19 protein-coding genes are annotated in these 25,214 nt (G+C 64.4%); 9 read left to right on the forward strand and 10 right to left on the reverse strand.

What is annotated here, in order from left to right; all coding sequences use genetic code 11:
• Positions 1-36: 36 nt before the first annotated feature.
• From gcvP to gcvT, 3 genes are all read right to left on the reverse strand, one after another.
• Positions 37-2,883 (reverse strand): aminomethyl-transferring glycine dehydrogenase, encoded by a 2,847-nt coding sequence (gene gcvP, locus ACR9ZN_RS02720; protein WP_481271293.1) that lies wholly within the window; start codon positions 2,881-2,883, stop codon positions 37-39.
• 133 nt (positions 2,884-3,016) lie between these two features.
• Positions 3,017-3,379: a glycine cleavage system protein GcvH gene (gene gcvH, locus ACR9ZN_RS02725; protein ID WP_434960865.1), complete on the reverse strand. Its 363-nt coding sequence runs from the start codon at positions 3,377-3,379 to the stop codon at positions 3,017-3,019.
• Positions 3,380-3,389: 10 nt separating this feature from the next.
• A complete protein-coding gene (gene gcvT / locus ACR9ZN_RS02730) occupies positions 3,390-4,547 on the reverse strand; it encodes a glycine cleavage system aminomethyltransferase GcvT (RefSeq protein ID WP_481271294.1) in 1,158 nt (385 codons plus the stop codon).
• A gap of 185 nt (positions 4,548-4,732) precedes the next feature.
• Between gcvT and ACR9ZN_RS02735 the strand changes: the two genes are divergently transcribed.
• Positions 4,733-5,635 (forward strand): LysR substrate-binding domain-containing protein, encoded by a 903-nt coding sequence (locus tag ACR9ZN_RS02735; RefSeq protein ID WP_481271295.1) that lies wholly within the window; start codon positions 4,733-4,735, stop codon positions 5,633-5,635.
• A 67-nt stretch (positions 5,636-5,702) separates the two neighbouring features.
• Here ACR9ZN_RS02735 and ACR9ZN_RS02740 read toward each other — a convergent pair whose 3' ends face one another.
• Both ACR9ZN_RS02740 and ACR9ZN_RS02745 read right to left on the reverse strand, forming a co-directional pair.
• Entirely contained in the window at positions 5,703-8,027 is a 2,325-nt protein-coding gene (locus ACR9ZN_RS02740) for a Tex family protein (protein WP_481271296.1), read from the reverse strand.
• 185 nt (positions 8,028-8,212) lie between these two features.
• On the reverse strand, positions 8,213-8,791 hold the full coding sequence (locus ACR9ZN_RS02745; RefSeq protein WP_441770797.1) for a TetR/AcrR family transcriptional regulator: 579 nt from the start codon (positions 8,789-8,791) through the stop codon (positions 8,213-8,215).
• A 201-nt stretch (positions 8,792-8,992) separates the two neighbouring features.
• Here ACR9ZN_RS02745 and ACR9ZN_RS02750 point away from each other — a divergent pair, with 201 nt between their 5' ends.
• The 6 genes from ACR9ZN_RS02750 (at position 8,993) to ACR9ZN_RS02775 (ending at position 17,682) form a co-directional block, all read left to right on the forward strand.
• Complete coding sequence (locus tag ACR9ZN_RS02750) at positions 8,993-9,850, forward strand: DUF3313 domain-containing protein (protein ID WP_481271943.1); 858 nt, start codon at positions 8,993-8,995, stop codon at positions 9,848-9,850.
• 224 nt (positions 9,851-10,074) lie between these two features.
• Positions 10,075-11,376 (forward strand): extracellular solute-binding protein, encoded by a 1,302-nt coding sequence (locus ACR9ZN_RS02755; RefSeq protein ID WP_481271297.1) that lies wholly within the window; start codon positions 10,075-10,077, stop codon positions 11,374-11,376.
• Between the two features lie 50 nt (positions 11,377-11,426).
• Positions 11,427-12,368, forward strand: coding sequence for a carbohydrate ABC transporter permease (locus ACR9ZN_RS02760; protein ID WP_434960858.1), 942 nt, complete (start codon positions 11,427-11,429; stop codon positions 12,366-12,368).
• The gene (locus tag ACR9ZN_RS02765) at positions 12,365-13,207 is read left to right on the forward strand and encodes a carbohydrate ABC transporter permease (protein ID WP_454818056.1); all 843 of its coding nucleotides are present in this window, start codon (positions 12,365-12,367) and stop codon (positions 13,205-13,207) included. The genes ACR9ZN_RS02760 and ACR9ZN_RS02765 overlap by 4 nt, the downstream gene beginning before the upstream one ends.
• A gap of 33 nt (positions 13,208-13,240) precedes the next feature.
• Complete coding sequence (locus tag ACR9ZN_RS02770; protein ID WP_481271298.1) at positions 13,241-16,261, forward strand: alpha-mannosidase; 3,021 nt, start codon at positions 13,241-13,243, stop codon at positions 16,259-16,261.
• A 197-nt stretch (positions 16,262-16,458) separates the two neighbouring features.
• Positions 16,459-17,682 carry an ROK family transcriptional regulator gene (locus tag ACR9ZN_RS02775; RefSeq protein WP_434960855.1) on the forward strand — a complete coding sequence of 408 codons (1,224 nt, stop codon included), beginning with the start codon at positions 16,459-16,461 and terminating at the stop codon, positions 17,680-17,682.
• Here the strand turns inward: ACR9ZN_RS02775 and ACR9ZN_RS02780 are convergent.
• Positions 17,615-18,769, reverse strand: coding sequence for an ROK family transcriptional regulator (locus ACR9ZN_RS02780; protein ID WP_481271299.1), 1,155 nt, complete (start codon positions 18,767-18,769; stop codon positions 17,615-17,617). The genes ACR9ZN_RS02775 and ACR9ZN_RS02780 overlap by 68 nt on opposite strands.
• A gap of 209 nt (positions 18,770-18,978) precedes the next feature.
• Here ACR9ZN_RS02780 and ACR9ZN_RS02785 point away from each other — a divergent pair, with 209 nt between their 5' ends.
• On the forward strand, positions 18,979-19,536 hold the full coding sequence (locus tag ACR9ZN_RS02785; protein ID WP_481271300.1) for a sugar O-acetyltransferase: 558 nt from the start codon (positions 18,979-18,981) through the stop codon (positions 19,534-19,536).
• A 118-nt stretch (positions 19,537-19,654) separates the two neighbouring features.
• Positions 19,655-21,121, forward strand: a complete 1,467-nt coding sequence (locus ACR9ZN_RS02790) for a M81 family metallopeptidase (RefSeq protein WP_481271301.1) — start codon at positions 19,655-19,657, stop codon at positions 21,119-21,121.
• A 120-nt stretch (positions 21,122-21,241) separates the two neighbouring features.
• On the opposite strand, the gene ACR9ZN_RS02795 is transcribed toward ACR9ZN_RS02790, so the two are convergent.
• From ACR9ZN_RS02795 to ACR9ZN_RS02810, 4 genes are read right to left on the reverse strand one after another with little or no spacing between them, the layout of a single operon-like run.
• The gene (locus ACR9ZN_RS02795; RefSeq protein WP_481271302.1) at positions 21,242-22,246 is read right to left on the reverse strand and encodes an oligopeptide/dipeptide ABC transporter ATP-binding protein; all 1,005 of its coding nucleotides are present in this window, start codon (positions 22,244-22,246) and stop codon (positions 21,242-21,244) included.
• Positions 22,243-23,253 (reverse strand): ABC transporter ATP-binding protein, encoded by a 1,011-nt coding sequence (locus ACR9ZN_RS02800; protein ID WP_481271303.1) that lies wholly within the window; start codon positions 23,251-23,253, stop codon positions 22,243-22,245. Before ACR9ZN_RS02800 ends, ACR9ZN_RS02795 begins: the two co-directional genes overlap by 4 nt.
• Positions 23,253-24,146, reverse strand: coding sequence for a D,D-dipeptide ABC transporter permease (gene ddpC, locus ACR9ZN_RS02805; protein WP_481271304.1), 894 nt, complete (start codon positions 24,144-24,146; stop codon positions 23,253-23,255). Before ddpC ends, ACR9ZN_RS02800 begins: the two co-directional genes overlap by 1 nt.
• Positions 24,146-25,162 carry an ABC transporter permease gene (locus ACR9ZN_RS02810; RefSeq protein ID WP_434960848.1) on the reverse strand — a complete coding sequence of 339 codons (1,017 nt, stop codon included), beginning with the start codon at positions 25,160-25,162 and terminating at the stop codon, positions 24,146-24,148. The genes ddpC and ACR9ZN_RS02810 overlap by 1 nt, the downstream gene beginning before the upstream one ends.
• Between the last annotated feature and the right edge of the window lie 52 nt (positions 25,163-25,214).

A 25,214-nucleotide genomic window follows, 5' to 3' on the forward strand; every position in this document is an offset into this window, starting at 1 on the left:
TGAAGGACCGCCTGCCGGGCGCGTAGCTATCAACCCTTACTCGGCCGCTTCGACATAGCTTTCGAGTGGCGGGCAGGAGCAGATCAGGTTACGGTCGCCATAGACATTGTCGACGCGATTGACCGGCGACCAATATTTGTCGACCCGGAAGGCGCCGGCCGGATAGCAGGCAATTTCGCGGCTATAGGACCGGTTCCATTCGCCCACCAGATCCTCGACGGTGTGCGGCGCATGCTTGAGCGGGTTGTCCTCGGGATCGAGTTTACCCGCCACGATCGCCTCGGCCTCCGCCGCGATGCCGAGCATCGCCGCGATGAAGCGGTCGAGCTCGGCCTTGGGTTCGCTTTCCGTCGGTTCCACCATCAGCGTGCCCGCCACCGGCCAGCTCATGGTCGGGGCATGGAAACCGCAGTCGATCAGCCGCTTGGCGATATCGTCGACGCTGACGCCGGCGCGATCCTTCAGCACGCGGGTGTCGAGGATGCACTCATGCGCCACCCGGCCCTTGGCCGAATAAAGGATCGGATAGGAGGCCGAGAGGCGGTTGGCGATGTAGTTGGCGTTGAGGATCGCCACCTTGGTCGCCTGGGTCAGGCCCTCGCCGCCCATCAGCAGGCAATAGGCCCAGGAAATGAGGAGGATCGAGGCCGAGCCATAAGGCGCCGAGGATACCGCGCCCTTATCGCCGGTCTGCGGCAGGGTCGGCAGGTAAGGCGCCAGATGGGCCTTGACGCCGATCGGCCCCATGCCCGGACCGCCGCCGCCATGTGGAATGGCGAAGGTCTTGTGCAGGTTGAGATGGCTGACGTCGGAGCCGATGTCGCCGGGACGGGCGAGGCCGACCATGGCGTTCATGTTGGCGCCGTCGAGATAGACCTGGCCGCCATGGGCGTGGGTGATCTCGCAGATCTCGCGCACAGTCTCCTCGAACACGCCATGGGTGGAGGGATAGGTGATCATGCAGGCGGCGAGATTGGCCGAATGGGCCTCCGCCTTGGCACGGAAATCGGCAAGGTCGATGTCGCCATTCGCCGATGCGCCGACCACCACCACCTTCATGCCGCACATCTGCGCCGAGGCGGGATTGGTGCCATGAGCCGAAGTCGGGATCAGGCAGACGTCGCGATGATGGTCGCCGCGCGCCTGATGATAGGCCTGGATGGTCAGAAGGCCGGCATATTCGCCCTGCGCGCCGGAATTGGGCTGCATCGAGAAGGCGTCATAACCGGTGATCTGGCAGAGCTTGACCTCGAGATCGGCGATCGCCTCGGCATAGCCCCGGGTCTGGCCATCGGGTGCGAAGGGATGGACGTCGGCAAACTCAGGCCAGCTCAGCGCCGTCATCTCGGCGGTGGCGTTCAGCTTCATGGTGCAGGAGCCGAGCGGGATCATCGAGCGGTCGAGTGCGAGATCGCGATCGGCCAGACGGCGCATATAACGTGTCATTTCCGCTTCGGCGCGGTTCAAATGGAAGATCGGATGGGTCAGATAGGCTGACGTCCGTTCCAGGGTCTCGGGAAGCCGATATTCATGGGTGAGGTCGTCATCCTTGCGGTCGATACCGAAGGCGCGCCAGATGGCTTCGGTATGGCCGCGGCGGGTGCGCTCGTCATAGGCGATGCCGATCTTGCTGGTGCCAACCCGGCGCAGATTGATGCCTTCGGCCTCGGCCGCCTTCAGGATGGCGCCCTGGACCGCGCCGACCTCGACCGTCACCGTGTCGAAGAAGGTCGATGGTTCGACCTTGTAGCCCTGGCTCTCCAGGCCCTTGACCAGGCGTACCGTCTTGCGATGGACGCGCTCGGCGATCGCCCTGAGCCCGGTCGGGCCGTGAAACACCGCATACATCGAGGCCATCACCGCCAGCAACGCCTGGGCGGTGCAGACGTTCGAAGTCGCCTTTTCGCGGCGAATATGCTGTTCGCGGGTCTGCAGCGACAGGCGATAGGCGCGGTTGCCGCGCGCATCGATGGAAACGCCGACGATGCGGCCGGGCATGCTGCGCTTGAGCGCGTCGCGCACCGCCATATAGGCGGCATGCGGGCCGCCATAGCCCATCGGCACACCGAAGCGCTGGGTCGAACCGACGGCGATGTCGGCGCCCATCTCGCCCGGCGCCTTGAGGATGGTCAAGGCGAGCGGATCGGCGGCGACGCAGGCCAAGGCCTCGGCGCGGTGCAGCGCCTCGATTACGCCGCTGAAGTCATGCACATGGCCGTAGGTGCCGGGATATTGGAACAGCGCGCCGAACACGCTTGCCGGATCGAGATCGGCGAAGGGATCGCCGACCACGACCTTCCAGCCCAGCGCGGCGGCGCGGGTCTCGATCACCGCGATGGTCTGGGGATGGCAATGGTGATCGACAAAGAAGGCGTTGGCTTTCGACTTGGCGGAGCGCCGACACAGGGCCATCGCCTCGGCTGCGGCCGTGCCTTCGTCGAGCAGCGAGGCGTTAGCGACGTCGAGGGCGGTCAGATCCGAGATCATGGTCTGGAAGTTCAGCAGGGCCTCGAGGCGCCCCTGGCTGATTTCGGGCTGATAGGGCGTGTAGGCGGTGTACCAAGCCGGGTTCTCGAAGATGTTGCGCTGGATCGCCGGCGGCGTGACGGTGCCGTAATAGCCCTGGCCGATCAGCGAGATCATCACGCGGTTCTTGTCGGCGACCTCGCGCAGGCGGTTGAGCACACCGTGCTCGGACAGAGCCGGCCCCCAGGCGAGCGGAGCCTTCTGGCGGATGCCCGCCGGTACGATGGCATCGATGAGCGCGTCGAGGCTGTCGGCGCCGACCGCCTTCAGCATCTCGGTCATTTCAGCAGGAGAGGGGCCGATATGGCGCCTGTTGGCGAAATCATAGGGATCATAGGTGGTTTCGGTATGAGACATCGTACCCTCTCAGAGCAAAGCGCGTTCGAGACCGAACGCTTGTTTGCTCCAACTCCTTGTTTCCAAGCCAATTCAAAGAATTGGCTCGAGCGCCTTTGCGATTCTTGATGTTTCCGTCACATCACAAAACGCTTTAGCCGATGTGAGCTTTATAGGTGGCCTCGTCCATCAGGCCAGTCGCATCATCGGCATTGGCCAGCTTGAGACGGAAGAACCAACCACCGGCCTGCGGATCGGAATTGACGAGAGAGGGGTCGTTGACGATGGCCTCGTTCACCTCGACGATCTCGCCATCGAGCGGGCAATAGACGTCCGAGGCTGCTTTGACGGACTCGACCGTTGCCGCGACGTCCCCCTTCGACAAGTGCTTGCCGACCCCTGGCAGCTCGACGAAGACGAGGTCGCCGAGTTGCTCGGCGGCATGGCCGGTGATGCCGACCGTGGCGACGCCGTCGGTGATATCAAGCCATTCATGGTCTTCGGTGAATTTCGTCATGGTGGGCCTCTCAGCTGCGCTTGTAGCGCGGGGTGATGAAGGGAAGGGTAGCGACGACGACCGGCAGGCGCTTGCCGCGGACCTCGGCGAACAGCCGGGTGCCGGGCTCGGCGCTGGCAGTGGGAACATAGCCCATCGCGACGGGAGCGCCGAGGGTGGGACCGAAACCGCCGGACGTGACGCGGCCGATCGGCGCTGCCGCCGTCTCGTCGGCGAACAGCTCCGCTCCGTCCCGGATCGGCGCGCGGCCTTCGGCGGCGAGCCCGACGCGCCGGCGCAGCGCACCACGCTCGAATTCGGGTAGGATCACTTCTGCTCCCGGAAAGCCGCCCGCGCGGGCACCGCCGCTGCGCCGCACCTTTTGCACGGCCCATTCGAGCGCCGCCGCGACTGGTGTCGTCGAGGTGTCGATATCGTTGCCGTAGAGGCAGAGCCCAGCTTCGAGCCTCAGGCTGTCGCGTGCGCCAAGCCCGATGGGATGCACATCGGGATCGGCGAGAAGGGCCTTGGCCAGTTCTTCCGCCTGGGCCGATGGCACCGAGATTTCGTAGCCATCCTCGCCCGAATAGCCCGAACGGGAAACCAGGCAGGAGGCGCCGCGGATGGAAAGGTCTCTTACATCCATGAAGGCCATAGCGGCGACTTCTGGAGCAAGCTTGGCCAGCGCTGCCTCCGCGGACGGGCCTTGCAAGGCAATGAGCCCACGATCCGTCAGTTCCTCGATCTCGCAGTCTTTGGACAGATGAGCACGCAGATGGGCAATGTCCTGCTGCTTACAGGCCGCATTGACCACCAGGAAGAGATGGTCGCTGCGATTGGCGAACATCAGATCATCAAGGATACCGCCCCCCGCATCGGTGAAGAGCCCGTAACGCTGGCGACCCGGCTTCAGCCCGAGCACATCGACCGGGACCAGCCGCTCCAGCGCGAGCGCCGCATCCTCATATTTGCCGGATTTTGCGCGCAGCACGACCTGGCCCATATGGCCGACATCGAACAGCCCTACCAAGGCGCGGGTGTGGAGGTGTTCCTTCGCCACGCCCTCGGGAAACTGCACGGGCATGTCATAGCCCGCAAACTCCACCATTCTGCCGCCGAGCGCGGCATTGAGCGCGGTCAGCGGCGTCTTTCCAAGTTCATTCCTGCCAGGTTCAATCTTGTCGTCCATGGGCATGTCCTCGGTGGTGGTTCTTCTCAGGCCAAATATCGAAAATATGGACCCATGCGCAGGCATGGCATCCCGGGGCCGTCGACTGCGCCAACGTCTTCGGACAGCTCGGATATGCCAGATCGTTTGACATTGCAGAAATTCATAGTTCAAATGCTAGGATTGAAATTTCTCATGATAAAGCCATGCAGAATATTCCCACAGAACTCCTGCGTACCTTCGTGAAGGCCATCGATTCAGGCAGCTTCACGCGCGCCGGTGTATTGGTCGGCCGCAGCCAGTCGGCGGTGAGCCTCCAGGTTCGCCGGCTCGAGGAAATCGTGGCGGCACAGCTCTTTCAAAGGGATGCGCACAAGCTGCAACTCACCCAGGAAGGAACGTTGCTCGCCCAGTTCGCGCGCCGCATCCTGGCCTTGAACGACGAGGCGCTTGCCAGCATGCGCCAGCCCAAGGTTGCCGGGCGCATCCGGCTGGGTGCCCCCCATGAATATACGGCTTCGCTGCTACCGGACTTCCTTGGCAAGTTCGCCCAGTCCCATCCGAATGTGATGCTGGAAGTAACGAGTGACCTGAGCAAGAACCTGCTCAGCCGCCAGGCCGATGGCGATCTCGATCTCGTGATTGCTTTGCACGACGAGCCGAACCTGACGGAGGGACGCCAGATCTTCACCGAGCCGCTGGTATGGATGACGAGCGCCGACCATGAGCGCCACACCCAGAGCCCTTTGCCCCTGGTGGTGGCACCGCCGCCCTGCATCTACAGGCGCCGCATCCTGGAGACACTGAACGGGCTCGGCAGGCCCTGCCGGATCGCCTATCTCAGCTCGAGCTATGACGGCATTTCCGCCGCCGTGCGGGCGGGGTTGGGCGTGACGGTGATGGCGGAGAGTGCGGCGCCGTCGGGCGTGCGCATGCTCGGTGAGCGCGACGATTTCCCGCCGCTCGGCCATCTCGAACTCAGGCTGCACCGGCTTGCCGGCAATTCGAGCGAGGCGATCATTCGCCTCGAAGACTATATTGCCGAAAGCTTCGCCGATACCGAACTCGGGCGGGCCGGCCGGCCGCGGCCCTTGCCCCTGTCGGAATAGACCGCTTCCGATACGAATACCTTCCCCGGAATACGTCTGGGGACAGGAAAGACGGTAGGAAGACACTTCAACGCTTCTTCAACGCCTCGGCCAAGGCCGCCCCGAAAGCCCCTTGCGAGGATGGCTTGTCGGGACGGCCCTGGCTGGGACGAGGCGGATTCGGCTTGGCTTTGTCGTCGCGCCTGGCTGGCTTGTCGGAGTTGGCATTGCCGTCCCGCCGCATCGACAGGGCAATGCGCTTGCGGGGAATGTCGACTTCGACCACGCGCACTTTCACGACGTCGCCGGCCTTCACCACCTCGTGCGCGTCCTTGACGAAACGATCGGCCAATTGCGAGACATGCACCAGGCCGTCCTGATGCACGCCGATGTCGACGAAGGCGCCGAAGGCGGCGACGTTGGTGACCGTGCCTTCCAAAAGCATGCCGGGCCGGAGATCCTTGATGTCGTCGATGCCGTCGGCGAAGGTCGCGGTCTTGAATTCGGGACGGGGGTCGCGGCCGGGCTTGTCCAACTCGGCGATGATGTCACGCACGGTCGGCAGGCCGAAGCGTTCATCCACGAAAGCCTGCGGATCGAGCTTTCTGAGGGCGGCACTGTCGCCCATCAGCGTGCGCACGTCGCGCCCGCAGGCGGCGACGATCTTCTTGGCGACGCCGTAGGCTTCGGGATGCACGGCCGAGGCATCCAGCGGCTCGCTGCCATTAGGAATGCGCAGGAAGCCGGCGCATTGCTCGAAGGCGCGCGGGCCGAGGCGGGAGACTTTGAGCAGGTCCTTGCGGCTGGCGAAGGGACCGTTGGCATTGCGATGCACCACGATGCCCTCGGCGAGTGAGGCGCCAAGGCCGGAGACGCGAGCGAGCAGCGAGGCCGAGGCGGTGTTGAGATCGACGCCGACCGCGTTCACCGCATCTTCCACCACACCATCCAGCGAGCGCGCCAGGCGATATTGGTCAACATCGTGCTGATATTGCCCGACGCCGATCGATTTAGGTTCGATCTTGACCAGTTCCGCGAGGGGATCCTGGAGCCGTCGCGCGATCGAGACCGCGCCGCGCAGCGACACGTCGAGATCCGGAAACTCGGCAGCGGCCGTTGCCGACGCCGAATAGACCGAAGCGCCCGCCTCGCTGACGATGACCTTGAGCGGCTTGGGCGGGGGCAGGGTGGCGAGCATGTCGATCACCAGCCTTTCCGTCTCGCGGCTGCCGGTACCGTTGCCGATGGCGATCAATTCGATACCGTGGCGGCGGACGAGGGCGGCGAGCTCCGTCTGGGTGCCGCGCAAATCGTTCTTGGGCGGGAAGGGATAGACGGTGGTGGTGGCCAGGACCTTGCCGGTGCCGTCGACTACCGCGACCTTCACGCCCGTCCGGATGCCGGGATCGAGGCCCATGGTGGCGCGCGAGCCGGCGGGGGCCGCGAGGAGCAGGTCCTTGAGATTGCGGGCGAAGACCCGGATCGCCTCTTCCTCGGCCCGTTCGCGCAAATCGCCCATCAGGTCGACATAGAGATGCAGGGAGAGCTTGACGCGCCAGGCCCAGCCCACAACCTCCATCAGCCAGCGGTCGCCGGGAAGGCTGCCCGCGATCGCATAGGCCTGGGCGATCATGCGCTCCACCGGCTTGACCGCGGAGGCATTGTCGGCGTCGACCTCGATGTCGAGCGACAGCACCTCCTCGTTGCGGCCGCGCAGCATGGCGAGCGCGCGATGGCTGGGCACGCCCGACCATTTCTCGACATGGTCGAAATAATCGGAGAATTTAGCGCCGGCCGCCTGCTTGCCGTCGATGACGCGGGCGCGCAGGAAGGCATGTTCCTTCATGTAGGCGCGCAGCCGGCCGACCAACTCGGCGTTCTCGCTGAAGCGCTCGACCAGGATGTCGCGCGCGCCCTCCAGGGCCGCCTTGGTGTCAGGGACCTCGTCGCCGAGATAGGCAGCCGCCAGCTCCGCGGGTGCCGCCGCCCTGTCGGCGAGAACGGCCTCGGCGAGCGGGCCGAGCCCGCGCTCGCGGGCGATCTCGGCCTTGGTGCGCCGCTTGGGCTTGTAGGGCAGATAGATGTCTTCCAGCTCCGCCTTGGTGGCGGCTGCGGCGATCTTGGCTGCGAGTTCGTCGTCGAGTTTGCCCTGCTCGCGGATGGAGGAAAGAATGGTCTCGCGCCGGGCCTCGAGCTCGCGCAGATAAGCGAGGCGTTCGGCAAGATCGCGCAACTGCGTGTCATCGAGCCCGCCGGTCACTTCCTTGCGGTAGCGGGCGACGAAGGGGACGGTGGCGCCTTCGTCGAGCAAAGCGACGGCGGCCGTGACCTGCTGCGGCCTGGCGCCGATCTCGGCTGCAATGATCGTGGCCAGGCGCAGGCCGGCTCCGGTGGCGTGTTGCTTGCCGTTCATGCGCTCCTCGCTCGACAATGAGTCGCGCACCATAGGCAAGGCGGGGCGGGATCGCCATGCCTCTGGCCACCGGCCCTTGCTTCTCCACAACCTGTCTTTCGCTTGCTGTTGGAGGGGCCTCAATTCCGCCCCGGCGCCCTCTAGGCGGCACGACCACTCGGTCCTGACCTCATGGCACGACGGCTCTACTTGGCTCGAACGAGCGGGAGAAACACGCTGTCGACCCAAGCTTTCCACAAGGCGGGCGGCGGCGCCGAAAACGTCATGAGGATATGCCCCCCGAAAAGATCGCTCAGCAGGGAATCGACGGGCGGGGCGAGTTTTTCCCGATCAACCTCGCCGCGCGTCACGGCACGCTCGAGGATCGTCGGAAGCATTTGCCCATGCCCCCCCTTGATGAGCGAAGCGCGCAGGTCTTTTGGCGTGGAGGTGGTTTCGGTGAAATACGCACTCGAAAGCAGCGAGAAAGTAGCGACGATCGCGGAGGTGCGTTCCGAGGCCCGGTCCAGGAATTCCAGTAGCTCCGTGCGCAGATTGCCTCGATCCGGCACGTCAATCGGGTTTTTCGCCATTTGCTGCCGAATGGCCGCGACGACGAGGGGCGCCTTGCCGTCCCAACGACGCCCGAGCACCGGGCGGCTGGTACCGGCCCTTTCGGCTACGGCCTCCATCGTCAGCCCGGCATAGCCGCGTTCGACCAGTTCGGACCACGCTGCTTCCAGAATCGCCTGTTCGAGATCCGCTCCCCGACGTCGCTGCTGCATGAAATTCCTTACCTAAATAAGATGCATGTTCGCATCTTATTTCCACCATAATGCTATAACTAGATGCGCCAGTGTATCCTATATTTGGAGCTGGGCGTGACAAGTTTTCCTCTTTCACGGCGGCTGGCCGTGTTTCGAATCCGCACGGGCCTTGTGACATTCGGTAGGGTGAGCGAAAAGGCAACCGATCCCCACGCTGCTATGACGGCCTGTCTGCGGGATGTCCTGATACAAGTTCGGGTAACGACGGCCTGTTTGATTCTGCCTTTACTGTCCACCGGATGTGCTTCGGTTCCTCTCAAGTCTGCAGGCACGTTGACGAGCTATGACAAGCTCAGCGAACCAAAAGGACTGCTGTCAAAGTCGAGAAATTACGTCGATGCCAGTGCTTTGGCTTCCGTGAAGACTGTCGGTATCGTGCCGACCACGCTGACTCAGTCGGCCTCCGCGCGGGTGAAAACGGTGAGCGATCAGGCGATGGTTGCCAATGCGCTTGATCGCGAGATCTGCGTCGCCCTGAGCGACAAGTTTCAGGTCGTTAGACCGGGCGCGCCTGCCGACCTGATGGTTCGGACTGTGGTCACCGACATCCTACCGACCAACAGGGCGGTGGCGGTGCTCGCGACTGCCGTGACATTGGGCAGCGGCTTTGCCCTGCCGGTCAGCGTTCCCAGGCTTCCATTCGGCCTGGGTGGTCTGGCGGTCGAGGCAGAAGCCGTCGACAGCAAGGGCAACCAGCGCGCCGCTATGCTCTGGGCCCGCGGCGCCAACTCGATCTCGAACAAACCGCGCATGTCCGAAGTCGGTGACGCCTATGGCTTGGCGACGATGTTCGGGAGCGAGTTCTCCCGCATGCTCGTTACCGGAAAGGAGCCGCGCACGTTGGATATCAGGCTGCCATCCGGACAGCGGATACGATCCTGGCTGGGCGGCAAGCCGAAATATGCGACCTGCGACAGTTTCGGCCGGGCGCCAGGTCTTCTGGGCGTCGTCGCCGAAAGATTCGGGGCGCCGCCGGAATGGACCGACAAGCGCCCGCAAGCCGCCCCCCAGCGTTAGATCGGTGCTTGCTTGTATCGTGGATGCCATGGCCTCGCCTCGGCCGGCCATCGCGGGGCGCTGTCCGGGAATAGCGCCTGTGTCGCTGCCCCCCGTATTTTCTCTCGGTACCCAAGAGGCTTGCCTCAATAAAATCGATGTGATTTATTCGCGTGGCGTCACTGCGCCCATCACGAGGCGGAACCGATCCGCCCGATCGAGGAAACACCCCAGGGAGAAACAAGATGCGCAAGCGTCTGGTTACCGCGCTGCTCGCCTCGGCCGTTGCCTTCGCAACCGCCTCGTCACAGGCCGAAGACCTCGTCACCAAGAGCCGGATCGGGCCGGCCGATGCTCCGAAATCACTGACCTTCCGGCTGACGGGAGACGGGCCTGACAGCACCGACCCGGTCTGGGCGGAGGGCTACAAGAAGCTGTTCAGCGACTTCATCCAGCGCCATCCCGGCTGGAAGATCGAGCTCGAACGCATGTCCGACAATATCGGCCAGGAACAGGCCCGCATGCTCGAACAGGCCAAGGCCGGGCGAGGACCCGATTGCGCCGCGGTGGATTCCTTCGTGCTGGCCCTGTTCATCGGCGCCGGCGTGCTCAAGCCGCTAGATGCCTATTTTACGAAGGACGAGGTCAATGATCTCTTCCCCTTCGTGCGCCAGGGCATCACCGGCAAGGACGGCAAGATCTATGCCTGGTGGTGGGATACCGATCTGCGCGTGCTCTACCGCAAGAAAGACGTCGTGCCGGAGGCCCCCAAGACCTGGGACGAGTTGAAGGCAGCGGCTCTCGCCTCCAAGGAGAAGGGTATGGAGGGTCTGCTCTTCAATGCCGGGCGCTGGGAGGCCACGACCTTCGACTGGCTCGCCAATTTCTGGAGCCAGGGTGGCAAACTCGTCGACGACACCGGCAAGCCCGTCTTCGCAGAGGGTGAGAACCGCGAGAAATTCCTGAAGGCCGTCAAATATTTCAAGGAACTTGTTGATTCCGGCGCCGCGCCCAAGCGCGTCACCACCATCATGAATTATGACGAGTTGAACGCCGCGGCCGCCGCCGGGACAACCGCTCTGTTCATCGGCGGCAACTGGCAATATGGCCAGCTCAAGACCATTCTCGAACCGGAAGCCTTCGAGCAATGGACCTTCTCGGAGATCCCGGGACCGACCGCCGGCCAGAACGCCACCGGTACCGGCGGCTGGACGGTCGGAGCCTTCGCCAACGATCCCGAGAAGGTTGCCATGTGCGCGGCGATCGCCAAGGAGGTCTATTCGGGCCTGGGCAATGCCCTCCAGCAGCAATTGCCAACCTCCAAGGCGCAATATGACAAGTTCGACGTCTTCAAGACCGAGGCGAACAAGACCTTTGCGGCGGCGCTCGCCCACGGCCAGGCCCGGCCGGGCGTGCCGATCTATGCGGAAATCTCCAACCAGATCCAGGTGATGATGGGCGAAGTGCTGGCCGGCACCAAGACGCCGGAAACGGCCCTCGATGCCGCCAATGCCGCCGTGCAGGCGGCCTATACCCGGCAGAAATAGGGGAGGGGCAACCGAATCCGCGGACTGATGCCAGACAGGAGAGGGACGCCATGTCGACGACCAGGGCCGCCATCGCCGCCGTGCCGCGCCGCCAGCGAGGGCTCGGCCTTGCAGGGCGGATCGACACCAATGCCTTTTCCTGGCTGGCGCCGGCCGTCTTGCTGCTCGCCGCCTTCTATCTCTACCCGATTATCGACGTCTTCCGCCTGTCCCTGACCAATGCGACGCTGCTCAGTTCCGAGGAGCGCTACACGCTCGACACCCTCTACGCCATGCTCGGCAATGCCGCGCTCGGCGATATCCTCCTCACCACCTTCATCTTCTGCGCGGCTAGCGTGATCGGCCAGCAGGCGGTCGGCTTCGGCATCGCCCTGGTGGTGGTGCGTGGCGAGCGCCGCCGCCTTCCCGGCATGACGGTGATCCGCACCATCGTGCTGATCGCCTGGGTCATTCCCGGTATCGCCAACGGCTTGATCTGGCAGATGCTGTTCTCCGAAGCGCCGTTCGGTGCGATCAACAGCGTACTGCGCCTGATGCACATCGCCCCGGTGGCCTGGCTGTCCGATCCCACCAACGCCATGATCTCGGCCATCATCTCCAATGTCTGGCGTGGCACGGCCTTCTCGATGATCGTGTTCTATGCCGCGCTCAAGGGCATCGACCCTACGCTCTATGAGGCGGCCAATGTCGACGGCGCCAATGGCTGGCAGAAATTCCGCTTCGTCACCCTGCCGATGATGCGCAGTGCCATCCTGGTCAACTCGATCCTGATCACCATCCAAACGCTCAACACCTTTGACGCCATCATCTCGCTCACCGGCGGCGGGCCGGGCCGGGCGACGGAAGTGCTCTCGCTCTTCACCTACAACACCGTCTTCCGCAATTACGACCTCGCCGGCGGCAGTATGCTCTCGGTGCTGATGCTGGCGATCAGCCTGGCACTGGCCCTGTTCTATGCCGCCTTCCTGCCGCGTTGGGAGGATCGGACATGAAGGGCGAGCGCCGCGAGAAATGGGGCGATGTCGCCACCTATATACTGGCCGTGCTGATCGCCGCCTTCTTCCTGACGCCGCTTCTATGGCTGCTGTCGCTGGCGCTGCGCTCGCGCCAGGAGGTCTTCCTCGGGGCTGCCCGCTTCATCCCCAAGCGCCCGACGCTCGCCAATTTCGCGCAGGTGCTGAGCGATCCCACCTTCCTGGTCTATCTGTGGAACGGTCTGAAGCTCTCGGCGCTCGGGGGGCTCGGCTGCCTCGCGGTGGCTGCACCCGCCGCCTATGCCTTTTCGCGCTTCTGGTTCGCCGGCCGCTCGGCCCTGATGATGGCGATCCTCGCCTTTCAGATGGTCTCGCCGCTGGTGATCCTGGTGCCGCTCTATCGCTATATGAGCGATCTCGGCCTGCTCAACAGCCATTTCGGCGTGATCATGGTCTATATCGCCGTGGGCATTCCCATGTGCACCTGGCTGCTCAAGAGCGCCATCGACGCCATTCCGCGCGAATTGGAGGAGGCGGCCGCCATCGATGGCTGCAGCCGCTTCGGCATCTTCTGGCGCATCACTTTGCCGCTGATCACGCCGGGCATCGCCTCGGCCTTCATCCTGATCATGATCCTCAACTGGTCGCAGTTCCTGATCCCCTTTCTGCTGCTCAACAAGGATCCGCAGCTGCCGATTTCGGTGGCGATCTTCAATTTCGCTGGCACGTCCAATGCCTCCACCACCCAGGTACTGGCGGCTGCCTGCCTGGTGGCGGTGGTGCCGGCCATCATCGCCTTCGTGGCGCTGCAGCGCATGGTGGTAGGAGCGCTAACTGCCGGAGCAGTTAAAGGTTAGATCGTAACATATTGTTTTATCTAGGAGTTTAAGATGTCACTCACGATCCAGCAGCGGATCGATCGCCTGAATGTCCGCGTGCTCGAGCTCGGTTTCTGGCGAGAGCACGAAAAGGTTGCCATCAAAGGCTGGACTTTCAATGGCGAACCGATCGCTCTCGGTGCCGACTGGCCCAGGCGCGACGGTGTCGTGCATTTCATGGCCAAGGCCGAGGTGCCCCAGTCCTGGCCGCTGGAGGAGACTCGCCTGATCCTCGATCTCGGCGGCGAGAGCCTGATCACGCTGAAGAGCGAGGCGGGACAGAAGCGCTACGGCCACGATCCCTATCATCAGGAATATCCGGTGCCCGGCCGGCATTTCTCGATCGAGACGGACAGTGTTGCCCGGCTGCCCTTCGGCGAGCCGGTGCCCGAGCCTCGGCTGGTCGCGGCACGCCTCGTGCGCCTCGAACCATCCGTGCATCGCCTGCGCCTGATGCTCAAGCAGGTGGCCGAGGTGGCGCACCTGCTGGGCGACCACGAGGTCGTGCCCCATCTCGTCGGCGCAGCGGAGCGCACTTATGCTGCGCTCGACTGGCCCTCGGCGACCTCGGACTATGTGGCACGCATGGGCGACTACACTCAGCAGCGCTCGATCTGGCAATTGCCGGCACTGAAACCGAACCCTGACGGGCTGCGGCAGGACCACCGCGCCAGCGTGGCGGCGGCCCATGACAGACTGGTGGCCGAATTGCGCGCGCTCAAGGCCCGCTTTCCTCAGCAGGGCAAGCTCGGCATCACCGGCCATGCCCATATCGATCTCGCCTGGCTCTGGCCCTATGACGAGACCCGGCGCAAGGCCCGGCGCACTTTCCACACCGCGCTACGCTTGATGGAGCAGTTCCCGAGCTTCATCTTCAACCAGTCAACGGCCGCCTATTATGCCCAAATCGAGGAGGACGATCCGGCACTGTTTGCCGATATCGTCGCCGCCGTGAAGAAGGGCCAATGGGAGACCATTGGCGGCATGTGGGTCGAACCCGATACCAACATGCCGACCGGCGAGAGCTTCGTGCGCCAGATCCTGTATGGCCAGCGCTATTTCCTGCGCCAATTCGGCGTGCGCCATCGCGTCTGCTGGCTGCCGGATTGCTTCGGCTTCTCGCCGGCTCTGCCGCAACTGCTCAGGCAGGGCGGCATGGATTCCTTCTTCACCATCAAGGTGAACTGGTCGGAAACCAACCGCTTCCCGCACGACCTCTTCTTCTGGGAAGGCCTCGACGGCAGCCAGGTGATTGCCCACACCTTCGACAATCCACTGCACGGCTATAATGGTTCGACTGAGCCGGCGGCCATCATTCCGACCTGGAAGAATTTCCGCCGCAAGGACATCCATGATGAAAGCCTGCTCGCCGTCGGTTATGGCGATGGCGGTGGTGGCACCACGCCCGAAATGCTGGAACGCCAGGCCCAGCTCGTCGATTTCCCGGCGATCCCGGCGCTCAGGCCGGTTCGGGTCGAGGATTTCTACGCTCGTATACACGATGAAGTGCCGGCGGAGAAAATCCCGGTCTGGTCTGGCGAGATCTATCTCGAACTGCACCGGGCCACGCTGACCACGCAAAGCCACACCAAAAAGCTGCATCGCCATGCTGAACGGGCGCTGATCACGGCCGAGACCGTCGCTTCATTGGCGGCGTTGCTCGGCGGCCCTCTGCCCGAGAGCCTTGAGCCGGCCTGGCGCAAGGTGCTCAAGAACGAATTCCACGACATCCTGCCGGGCTCGGGCATTCGCGAGATCTACGAGGATGCTGAGCGCGAACTCGGCGAGGCGCTGGCGACCGGCCGTGAAGCGCAGGAGGCCGGGCTCGCGGCAGTGGCGGCGCAGCTACCAAAGAGCGGGTCGACGGACGTGCTGGTGGTGGTCAACCCTGATCTCCATGCGCGACCCATCCGCTGCGAAATCGGTGGTGTTCCCCTTGCACCGGAAGGGACGGTGCCCCCGCTCGGCATTGCTGTTCTCGACCGCGGCGGGCTACATCCGTCAGATGGCCTCACTGTCTCGAAGATCGGCCTCGAAAACCGCTTTGTGCGGGTTGCCCTCAATGGCGACGGCACGCTCGCCAGCCTCTACGACAAGCGTGCCGGGCGCGAGGCGTTGGCCGGCCGTGGCAACCAGCTCTGGGCCTATGCCATGGACAAGCCGCGCAATTGGGATGCCTGGGACATCGAGGACGACTACACCGCCAATGGCCAGGAGCTGACGGCGGTGGAGGCGATCGACGTCGTCGAGACCGGTCCGCATCGCGTCGCCGTCAGGATCGTGAGGCGCTTCCGCGATTCCACCATCACCCAGACCCTGCGGCTATGGGCGAACTCGCCGCGCCTGGAGATCAGGACCGATCTCGACTGGCATGACCGCCGCGTGCTGCTCAGAACCCTGACGCCGGTGGCGGTGCGTTCGGACTTCGCCACCTTCGAATGTGCCTTCGGTGTCGTCAGGCGCTCGACCCACGACAACACCTCCTGGGAGAGCGCCCAATATGAGGTGCCGGCCCATCGCTTTGCCGATCTGTCGGAGCCGGGTTTCGGCGTCGCCATCCTGAACGACGCCAAATATGGCCACAGCGTCAAGGGCAATGTGCTCGGGCTGAGCCTGGTGCGCGCACCCATCTATCCCGATCCGCTGGCCGACGAGGGCGAGCAGAGCTTCCTTTATGCGCTCCTGCCGCATCAGGGCAGCTGGCATGAGGGCGGCGTGCGCGAGGAGGCGCTCGATCTGAACCAGCCGTTGCTGGCGCTCGCCACCACCGGCCTCCAGCCCGGGTCGCATCAGCCGCTCGCCGTCGAGGGCATCGCGGCCGGGCTCGGCGGTCTCAAGCAGGCCGAAGAGGGTGGGGGGCTCATCCTGCGCGTCTATGAGCCCGCCGGCGCCCGCGGTGCCTTTGCCGTCAAACTGGCCACGGGCTGGCGGCTCGGCGATGCCGTCGATATCCTCGAAGAGCCGGTGTCGCGTGCCGACGGCCCGGATCTCAAGCCTTTCGAAGTGCGCAGCTGGGTGCTGAAGAAAGGCTGAACGGCTACCGCAGAGTGGCTTCCTGGGAGCGCGGACGTCCCTACGACACTCAAGTGAGAGTCGGACGATCCGCTTTTCCCTCTCATCGAGCACCTCCTTTCCGAGAGCGGGCGGGGACCCCGCGCTGCCAGGAGAATGCCCACACCGAGCGCCATGGTTGACAAGATGGGATACCGTGCGGCTTGATCGGTCCGGATATGAAGTCTTCCCTCCTGCCGGGCGAACTCGCCGGCTCCAATTCCGGCCATGCCGCGAGCCACAATCAGGCTGTCATCCTGCGCACCATTCGCTGGAGCCAGCCGATCTCGCGCACCGAGCTCGCGCGGCGCTCCGGCCTCAGCAAGCAGGCCGTTGCCCGCATCACCGAAAAGATGCTCGACGACGGGCTGATCATCGAGGCGCGCCGGCGCTACGGCATGCGTGGGCAGCCGGCGATCGAGCTCGAAATCAATCCGGAAGGCTGTTTTTCGGTGGGTATCGGCCTCGGGCGCGATCACCTCACCATCGTCGCCGTCGATGCGCTTGGCACGGTACGCGACCGGCTCCATCGGGAGATACGCTATCTCCTACCTGACGCCTTCTTCGCCGAAGTGAAGGAAGCCCTGAAGACCTTCCGCCGCCGCCATGCCATCGACGAGAACCGGCTGGTTGGCATCGGCCTCGCCATTCCCGACCTTCTGGGTGAGATCCCCTTCATCGGCATGCCCGAGGCCTATTCCGTCTGGGAAGAGACGGATATCCGCGCCCGCTTTGCCGCCTTCACGGAACAGCCCGTTTTCATCGACAATGATGCGACGGCTGCGGCGATCGGGGAGCTCACCTACGGGCTCGGCGTGGAGATTCGCAGCTTCTTCTACATCTTCATCGGCGCGGGACTCGGCGGAGGCATCGTGCTCGATGGTGCCTGCTATCACGGCTCGAGCGGCATCAGCGGGGAAATCGGCTGGCTGCCGCTGTCGCCGGCGGGTGGGCGGGAAGGCGACGGCGTCCAGCCGCTCGGTCAGCTCGTCTCGCTGCTGCAGCTCTACGATTTTCTCGCCAGGCACGGCATCGCCGTCGCGCAGCCGCAGCAATTGCTGGCCCTCGACGAACGCGGTCGGGATCTGGTGGTGATCTGGCTGCGCATGGCCGCCCGGCATCTGGCCGAGGCAGCCATCGATATCGGCCTCCTGATCAATCCCGATGCGGTGCTGATCGGCGGTCGCCTGCCGGTGACCTTGATGGACAAGCTGCTGCTCTTCGTTCACGAGGAGCTTGCGCGCGATCCAAGGCCGATGCCACCGGTCTATCGTGCCGGTGGTTCGGAAGATGCGGCGGCGCTGGGGGCGGCAACCATGCCGCTCGCCCACGCCCTCAGGCTGGAGGCGGCCGATCCGGCACAGCGGACGCGTTCGCCCTTGCGTGCCCGCGATCTTCGCTAACGTTCTGGCGGACAAGGACGGTCCGGCGCATGTCCGGCAGCAGGATGTCGAGGAAAGGAATCGCCGCCATCCCTTGAGCCACGCCCTGCTCGGACAGCGTACTGCAGCGGATTTCCGGCAACCAGAACGGGTGTGTCGGGTCGATCATCCGGCTCCGGCGCAGCACCTGCAGGCGTGCGGCAAGCGCTTCCAGAAGCGGCGTCGGCAGGCGGCCGCCCACCACGATCAGGCGCGGTCCGATGAAGGCCGCCATGGCGATGATCATGTCGGTCAGATGCTCGGCGGCATCGTCGAGCCATTGCTGCACGGCAGGGTCCGACAGATCATGGCTGGGCAGGCGGCTGGTCGCCGCCACCTCGTCGAGATAGCGCCCGTCGCGGCCGGTGCGCATCAGTCCGACCAAGCCAGCCTTGTGCTCCGCACCGTCGAAGACGGTGCCGCCGATGATCATGCCGGCGCGAACGGTGGCGCCGAGCAGGACGAAGACGAAACTATCATCGGCCGTTGCAATCCCGGATTGCCTCTCGCTGATCGCTGCGGCGACCGTATCGCGTTCGACGATGGCCCGGTAGGGAGAAAGCGCGGCACGGATAGCCTCGGCATGTTCGCCTGCCGTCACTCCGATGCCGAACAGACGGCCGCCCGGCGCCGCCGTCGAGAGCCGGGAGGTCGCCCGCCGGATCCAGGTGGCGGCCTCGGCCGGTTCGCGCACCGAGCCCGGCGCTTCCTCGGCAAAGAGGAGCGTGCCGGCAAGATCGGTGGCGATCAGCCTCGCCCGCTCGCCGGCGAGGTCAACACCGATCGACACGGCGCTGCCCTGGCGAATGGCGAAGCGGTTCGAACGCGCCGAACTATTGGTCTCGATCAGGCCTTCGCCGGTCAGGCGGCGAAGGATATTGGCGATGCCCGGCACGGTGAGGCCGGTGACATGGGCGAGTTCGAGCCGCGTCATCGCACCGCCGCGCCGCAAGGCCTCCAAGGTGACGCGCAGATTGTGATCGGCGGCCTGTACCAGATTGAGGCCCGAAGTCTGGTCGCGCCTTTCGGGAAAACGCACGGGAAGCGGGGGGCTGCGATCGATCGGCATGGCTTCTTCGTCAGAAAGCTCGAGACGGGACTCCACCGACGATAGCCCATTGGTGCCCGCCAGGGCAGGGCTCGCCTGCGCGAAAGTGCGAAATCCTGTGCGTGCGACCGCGTAAATCACCCGCAAAGGCCATGTGGCTATAGTCGCCGAATCTCGGCACCGCCATCATGCGCCGAATACTCGTTCGACTGCACCAGAGGAAATGAAGAATGGCGAATAATGGTCACGCCAAGATAATTCCCAGAAGAACACCAGAATCAGCGGTCATGCTGGCAAGTGTCAAGCGGGCGATGGCGATCACTGCCGCCCTCAACCGCTTGACGTTCAACGATGCGGATGAAGTCCGGGCGTTGTTCAGCGACCTCATCGGCAGGAAGGTGGACGACAGCTTTATGTTGATCCCGCCATTCTACACCACCGGTGGGACGGACATCCGCGTGGGGTTCAACGTTTTCGTCAATCAGAACTGTACATTCTACGACCTTGGCGGGCTGGATATTGCCGATGACGTGATGATTGGCCCGAATGTAAGCATCCTCACATCCAGCCACCCCGTCGAGCCTTCGCAACGGCGCGCCTCCGTCATCGCAAAGCCCGTTGCGATTGAGAGGAATGTCTGGATCGCAGCCGGCGTGACGATCATCGGTGGGGTCACGATCGGCGAAAACTCGGTTGTTGCGGCGGGTTCCGTGGTCACCAGGGACGTGCCCCCAAATATGCTCGTCGCAGGCAACCCGGCCAGGATCATTCGTTCGATTGGCGACTGAGGGCGCTTCCGCGAGAAACCCGTTCCAAGCAATGCGCCCGGCCTTGATGTCGGTTGACTTTCCGATGGTAAATCTATTTTCTTTTAGGAAAATAACTTTCCAATGAGAGGAGGGCGCCTTGAAGCTGTTCATCGCCGGTCTCGATACCGAGACCAACACGTTTTCGCCGATGCACACGGGCTATGAATCCTATGCCGAGAATCTGATTGCCCATGGCGATGCCACTTCGAGGCCGCTGAATTGCTGCTCGGCGCAGCTTGCCATCTGGCGAGCCCGAGCCGAGGTGCGGGGATGGCATGTAGCCGAGAGCCTGTGCGCCGTGGCCGAGCCCGGCGGTGTCACCACGCGCTCGGTCTATGAGGCCTTCCGCGATGAGATCCTGCGCGATCTCGCCACCGCCATGCCGGTCGATGCCGTCCTGCTCGCTTTGCATGGGGCCTGCGTGGCCGAGGGCTATGACGATGTCGAGGGCGATCTTCTCGGCCATGTTCGCGCGCTGGTGGGACCTGACGTGCCGGTGGGTGCCGAACTCGACCTGCATTGCCACCTCACCGCACGCATGCTTGATCAGGCCACTTTGCTGGCGACCTATCTCGAATATCCCCACACTGATATCGAGGAACGGGCCGACCATTTGTTCGGGCTTATGGCCCAGGTGCTTGCCGGCGAGGCCCGTCCTGTGATGGCGCTGTTCGATTGCCGGATGATCGGCACCTTCCGCGTCCATGAGCAGCCCTTGCGCGACCTCGTCGACCGCATGAAGGCACAGCAGGGGCGTGACGGCATCCTGTCCGTCTCCTTCGGACATGGCTTTCCCTGGGGCGATGTCGCCGATGTCGGCGCCAAGATGCTGGTGGTAGCCGATGGTGATGGACGGCAGGCACGGGCAGTGGCTGCCCACTTCGGCCAGGAGATCTTCGCACAGCGCCACAGACTGCAGCCGGATTATCTCGACATGGACGAGGCGCTCGATCGGGCCTGCGCCATCGAGGGCGGTCCCGTCGTGCTGGCCGACGTCTCCGACAATGCCGGTGGCGGCGCGCCGGGCGACTCCACCTTCCTGCTCCGTCGTGTCATCGAGCGCGGCATTCGCAATGTCGCGAGCTGCCTTTATTGGGATCCGATCGCCGTGAGGCTTTGCCGGGAGGCGGGCGAGGGAGCCACGCTGCCGCTCAGGATCGGCGGCAAGATCGGCGTCGCTTCCGGCGATCCGATCGATCTGACCGTCACGGTCCGGCGCGTCGCTTCCGGCATCACCCAGCGTTTCGGCCAGGTGCCGATTGCGATCGGCGATGCGGCCTGGGCCAGCGCCGACGGGATCGATCTCGTGCTCAACAGCGTGCGCAGCCAGGCCTTCCATCCCGAATGCATGACCGCGCTCGGTCTCGATCCGGCCACGCGCAAGCTCGTGCTGGTCAAATCGATCAACCACTTCCGCGCGGGTTTCGAGCCGATTGCTCGCGAGATCCTGTATGTTGCGACACCAGGGGCTCTGCAGCCGCGGTTCGAGCGCATACCCTACACCAAGCTCGCGCGGCCTTATTGGCCCAAGGTGGACGACCCCTTTGCCGAGGCTGGCACCTGACGGAACAGCGCCCCGATGCAGTAGCCACTACGAATATATAATTATTCGTTTTTTCAATAAATTAGTAGAATTATCTAATGTATTTTTTATCGAAGACTCCCTGACCATCGGCGGGATACCCTAGATTGCCGCCTTCAACTCTGCAGCCCTGTGGCAGCGCACCCGGCGCCCCTCCATGGCGGCAATGGCCTCGTCATAGACCGTCAGTGCCTGGGGCCTGTCGCAGCCTGCGGCGGCGGATTGGCAGCGTTCACGATAGAAGCAGCCGGCGGGCAGCACCCGGTTGTTGGGCAGTTCGCCGACCCGGTTTGCCGCAAGCTGGGGCAATGGGTGCTCGAGGCTCGGCACCGTTGCCAGCAACGTGCGGGTATAGGGATGGGCGGGCTGCTCCAGCACCGCCTGCGCTGGGCCGGATTCGACGATCTGGCCGAGATACATCACTGCGACGCGATCGCAGAAATGACGCACCAGCGAGACGTCGTGGGAGATCAGGAGATAGGCGAGATTGCGCTCGCGCTGCAGCTTGTGCAGCAGATTGATGATCTGCGCCTGCACGGAGACGTCGAGCGCCGAGGTCGGCTCGTCGAGGATCAGCAGGTCCGGATCGGTGCTGATCGCCCGGGCTACGGCGATGCGCTGGCGCTGGCCGCCGGAGAAGGCGTGTGGCAGGCGGTCGAGAAGCTCTGGTCTCAGGCCCACCGCCGCCGCGAGTTCGGCGGCGCGCGCCCTGAGGGCCGCCCTGGTCATGCCGCCGCGCACATGCAGCGGTTCGGTGATCAAGCGCCATACCGGCATGCGCGGATCAAGCGAGGATTGCGGATCCTGAAAGACGATCTGCATGCGCTGGCGGATGTCGCGCTGCGCCTGGCCCTGCGCCAGGCGCAATTCGGCGCCGCCGATCAGCACGCGTCCAGAGCCGTGGCCGACAAGGCCGATGATCGCCTGGACCAGGGTGCTCTTGCCGCAGCCGGATTCACCGACAATGCCGAAGCTTTCGCCCGGTCGCACGACGAGGTCGACGCCGTTGACGGCATGGACATAAGGTCTCTCACGCTCGAACCAGCCGCGCGGCAGAGGAAAACGGACACGCAAGTCCTCGACGGCGAGCAGGGGCGCCTCCGTCACGAGGCGCTCCCCTGGTGCCGAATGGCCTGGCGCTGCCAGCAGGCGACGAGACGTTGCGGGGCCGGGGAGGTCGACTGCGGCTTGGTCAGGCATCGGGCGGTGGCCTCGGGACAGCGGGGACGGTAGAAGCAGCCTTCGGGCGGATCGAACAGATTGGGCACCGTGCCGGGAATGGCTTCCAGCTCGGCCTTGGGCGCGACGCGCTCCGGCAGGCAGCGCAGCAGAGCCTGGGTATAGGGATGCTGCGGCTCCTCCAGCACGGCGCGGGTCGGGCCTGCCTCGACGATGCGTCCGGCGTACATGACGTAGAGGCGATCGCACAGCTGCGACACCACCGCCATGTTGTGGGAGATGAACACGACGGAGGTGCCGGTGCGGCGGGCGCGGTTCTGGATGAGCCGCAGGATGACCGCCTGCACGGTCACGTCGAGCGCCGTGGTCGGCTCGTCGGCAATGATCAGGCCTGGATTGCAGGAAAACGCCATGGCGATCAGGACGCGCTGGCGCATGCCGCCGGAGAGCTCGAAGGGATAGGCCCGCATCACCCGTTCCGGTTCGGGGATGAGCATGTCGGCCAGGATGGCCCGGGCGGTTCGCTCGGCCTCGTCCCGGCCGACCTGCTCATGCCGGCGGATCACCTCGACGAGCTGCCGCCCTATGCGGATGGTCGGGTTGAGGGCGTTCATCGGCTCCTGGAAGATGGTCGAGACCAGCTTGCCGCGCACATCCTGCAGCGTTGCCTCATCCATGGCAAAGGGATCGCGGCCGAACAGGCGGATGCTGCCGGCAGTAACGCGATAGCCCCCTTGCGGGAGCAGGCGGGTCGCCGCCATGGTGGTGACGGACTTGCCGCAGCCGGACTCGCCGACGAGGCCGACGATCTCGGCTTGGCCGACCTCGATCGAGACGTCGTCGAGCGCTTTGATGGCGCCGCCATAGGTCGGAAATTCCAGCGACAGGCCGCTGATCGACAGCGGCAGCGCGGAGGGAGCAGTTGCGGCGGCCATCAGCGCGACCTCATTTTGGGATCGAGGAGGTCGCGGATACCATCGCCGAGCAGGTTGCAGCCCATGGCCGTCACCAGGATCGCAAGGCCCGGAAAGGTGCTGTACCACCACTGGTCGAGGATGAAGCGGCGGCCGCTGCTGACGAGCGCGCCCCATTCCGAGGTCGGCGGTTGCGCCCCGAGCCCGAGAAAACTGAGGGCGGCGGCGATGAGGATGATGTTGCCGAGATCGAGCGTTGCCTGCACGATCAGAGGCGACAGTGCGTTGGGCAGCACATGCCAGCGCAGGATATAGAAGGGCGAGGCCCCGTAAGTGCGGGCTGCTCGCACATAGACCCTTTCGCGCAGCGACAAGGTCTGGCCGCGCGCCAGCCGGACATAAGCGGGAATGCGCACGATGGCGACTGCGAGCATGGCGTTGACCAGGCTCGGTCCGAGTGCGGCCGCCAGAGCCATGGCGAGCACCAGCGCGGGCAGTGCCAAGAGGACGTCCATCAGCCGCATGATGACGGTGTCAAGACGGCCGCCGAGGATACCCGACAGGCAGCCGATCAGCGCGCCTCCGATGGTCGAGATCGCCACGATGAGAAAGGCGGCGCCGCAGGAGGCGCGCGCACCATAGATGACGCGAGAGAACAGGTCCCGCCCGACTTCGTCGGTGCCGAACCAATGGGCCGCGCTCGGCGGCTTCAGGCGCAGGGACAGGGCGACCTTGTCGGGATTGTAGGGTGCGAGCAGGGGTGCCGCGGCGATGATCACCAGGACCATGAGGACGATGGCAAGGCCGATCACGGTCAGGGGTTGCCGGCGCGACAGATAGCCGAGATAGGCAAGGCGTTCGCGCAGCTTCGAGGGAGAACGTGCACTGGTCGCTTCGGGCGCCTGCATGGTCATCAGCCGATCTCCCTGATTTGCGGGTCGGCGGCCATATAGGCCAGGTCGATCATGAGGTTGATCAGGACATAGCCGATCGAGGCGACCACGGTGAAACCCATGATGGCGGGGAAATCGAGGGTCTGGATCGAAGTCACGACATAGCTGCCCATACCCGGCCAGGCGAAGATCGTCTCGGTCAACACGGCGCCATAGAGCAGGTCGCCGAGAGCGAGCCCGAGCAGGGTGATGGAAGGGATCAGCGCATTGCGCAGGGCATGATTGAAAATGACGGCCCGCCGGCGCAACCCGCTCGCCCAGGCGGTGCGGATATAGTCCTCCTGCAGCACTTCCAGCATCGAGGCGCGGATCTGGCGGGTGATCACGCCCAGATTGGCGAAAGCGAGCACGACGCTTGGCAAAATGAGGTGGCGGACGGCGCTTGCAAAAGCATCGAGGCGTCCCTGGAGCAGGGAATCGACCAGGAAGAAGCCGGTCATCGGCCGCAGCGGCGGAATTTCCATGGCGAGACGGCCGCCACCCGGCAGGATCTGCAGCTTGGCGTAGAAAAGCAGGATCAGGATCAGGCCGAACCAGAACACCGGCATGGAAATGCCGCAGACCGAGACCACCCTGGCAATCTGGTCGACCAGCCCGTCCTTCTTCACCGCCGATGCCACGCCGAGGGGAACGCCGATCAGCACCGCCAGGAACAGGGCTGTGATACCCAGTTCCAGCGTTGCCGGCAGGAAGGTGGCGATATCGGCGGCGACCGACCGGCGGGTTCGCAGCGAGGTGCCGAGATCGCCCTGGACGAGCTTGCCGACATAGATCGCGAACTGATCCGTCACCGGGCGATCGAGGCCGAGATCGCGGCGGACATTTTCGAGCGTCTCGGCACTGGCCCGATCGCCGGCGATCAGCCGGGCCGGATCACCGGGAATGAGATGGGAAATGACGAAGGTGATGACGACAACGCCAAACACCACCAGGAACAGGAACAGACCGCGCTGGCCAATGATGCGCGCGAATGTCATCGGCTTGTCTCTCCTTGCTGGGGTGCCTGGTGAGGCTTGGCCATCCTGCGAT

The organism is Labrys sp. HAY1-8F (assembly GCF_056754975.1).

Excerpts from the sequence above, each read along its gene's own strand:
- gcvP (WP_481271293.1), bottom strand. The coding sequence starts at position 2,883 with ATGTCTCATACCGAAACCACCTATGATCCCTATGATTTCGCCAACAGG.
- ddpC (WP_481271304.1), bottom strand. The coding sequence starts at position 24,146 with ATGACCATGCAGGCGCCCGAAGCGACCAGTGCACGTTCTCCCTCGAAG.
- ACR9ZN_RS02770 (WP_481271298.1), top strand. The coding sequence starts at position 13,241 with ATGTCACTCACGATCCAGCAGCGGATCGATCGCCTGAATGTCCGCGTG.
- gcvH (WP_434960865.1), bottom strand. The coding sequence starts at position 3,379 with ATGACGAAATTCACCGAAGACCATGAATGGCTTGATATCACCGACGGC.
- ACR9ZN_RS02735 (WP_481271295.1), top strand. The coding sequence starts at position 4,733 with ATGCAGAATATTCCCACAGAACTCCTGCGTACCTTCGTGAAGGCCATC.
- ACR9ZN_RS02750 (WP_481271943.1), top strand. The coding sequence starts at position 8,993 with ATGACGGCCTGTCTGCGGGATGTCCTGATACAAGTTCGGGTAACGACG.
- ACR9ZN_RS02765 (WP_454818056.1), top strand. The coding sequence starts at position 12,365 with ATGAAGGGCGAGCGCCGCGAGAAATGGGGCGATGTCGCCACCTATATA.
- ACR9ZN_RS02780 (WP_481271299.1), bottom strand. The coding sequence starts at position 18,769 with ATGCCGATCGATCGCAGCCCCCCGCTTCCCGTGCGTTTTCCCGAAAGG.
- ACR9ZN_RS02745 (WP_441770797.1), bottom strand. The coding sequence starts at position 8,791 with ATGCAGCAGCGACGTCGGGGAGCGGATCTCGAACAGGCGATTCTGGAA.
- ACR9ZN_RS02760 (WP_434960858.1), top strand. The coding sequence starts at position 11,427 with ATGTCGACGACCAGGGCCGCCATCGCCGCCGTGCCGCGCCGCCAGCGA.
- ACR9ZN_RS02810 (WP_434960848.1), bottom strand. The coding sequence starts at position 25,162 with ATGACATTCGCGCGCATCATTGGCCAGCGCGGTCTGTTCCTGTTCCTG.
- gcvT (WP_481271294.1), bottom strand. The coding sequence starts at position 4,547 with ATGGACGACAAGATTGAACCTGGCAGGAATGAACTTGGAAAGACGCCG.
- ACR9ZN_RS02800 (WP_481271303.1), bottom strand. The coding sequence starts at position 23,253 with ATGGCCGCCGCAACTGCTCCCTCCGCGCTGCCGCTGTCGATCAGCGGC.
- ACR9ZN_RS02740 (WP_481271296.1), bottom strand. The coding sequence starts at position 8,027 with ATGAACGGCAAGCAACACGCCACCGGAGCCGGCCTGCGCCTGGCCACG.
- ACR9ZN_RS02775 (WP_434960855.1), top strand. The coding sequence starts at position 16,459 with ATGAAGTCTTCCCTCCTGCCGGGCGAACTCGCCGGCTCCAATTCCGGC.
- ACR9ZN_RS02755 (WP_481271297.1), top strand. The coding sequence starts at position 10,075 with ATGCGCAAGCGTCTGGTTACCGCGCTGCTCGCCTCGGCCGTTGCCTTC.
- ACR9ZN_RS02785 (WP_481271300.1), top strand. The coding sequence starts at position 18,979 with ATGGCGAATAATGGTCACGCCAAGATAATTCCCAGAAGAACACCAGAA.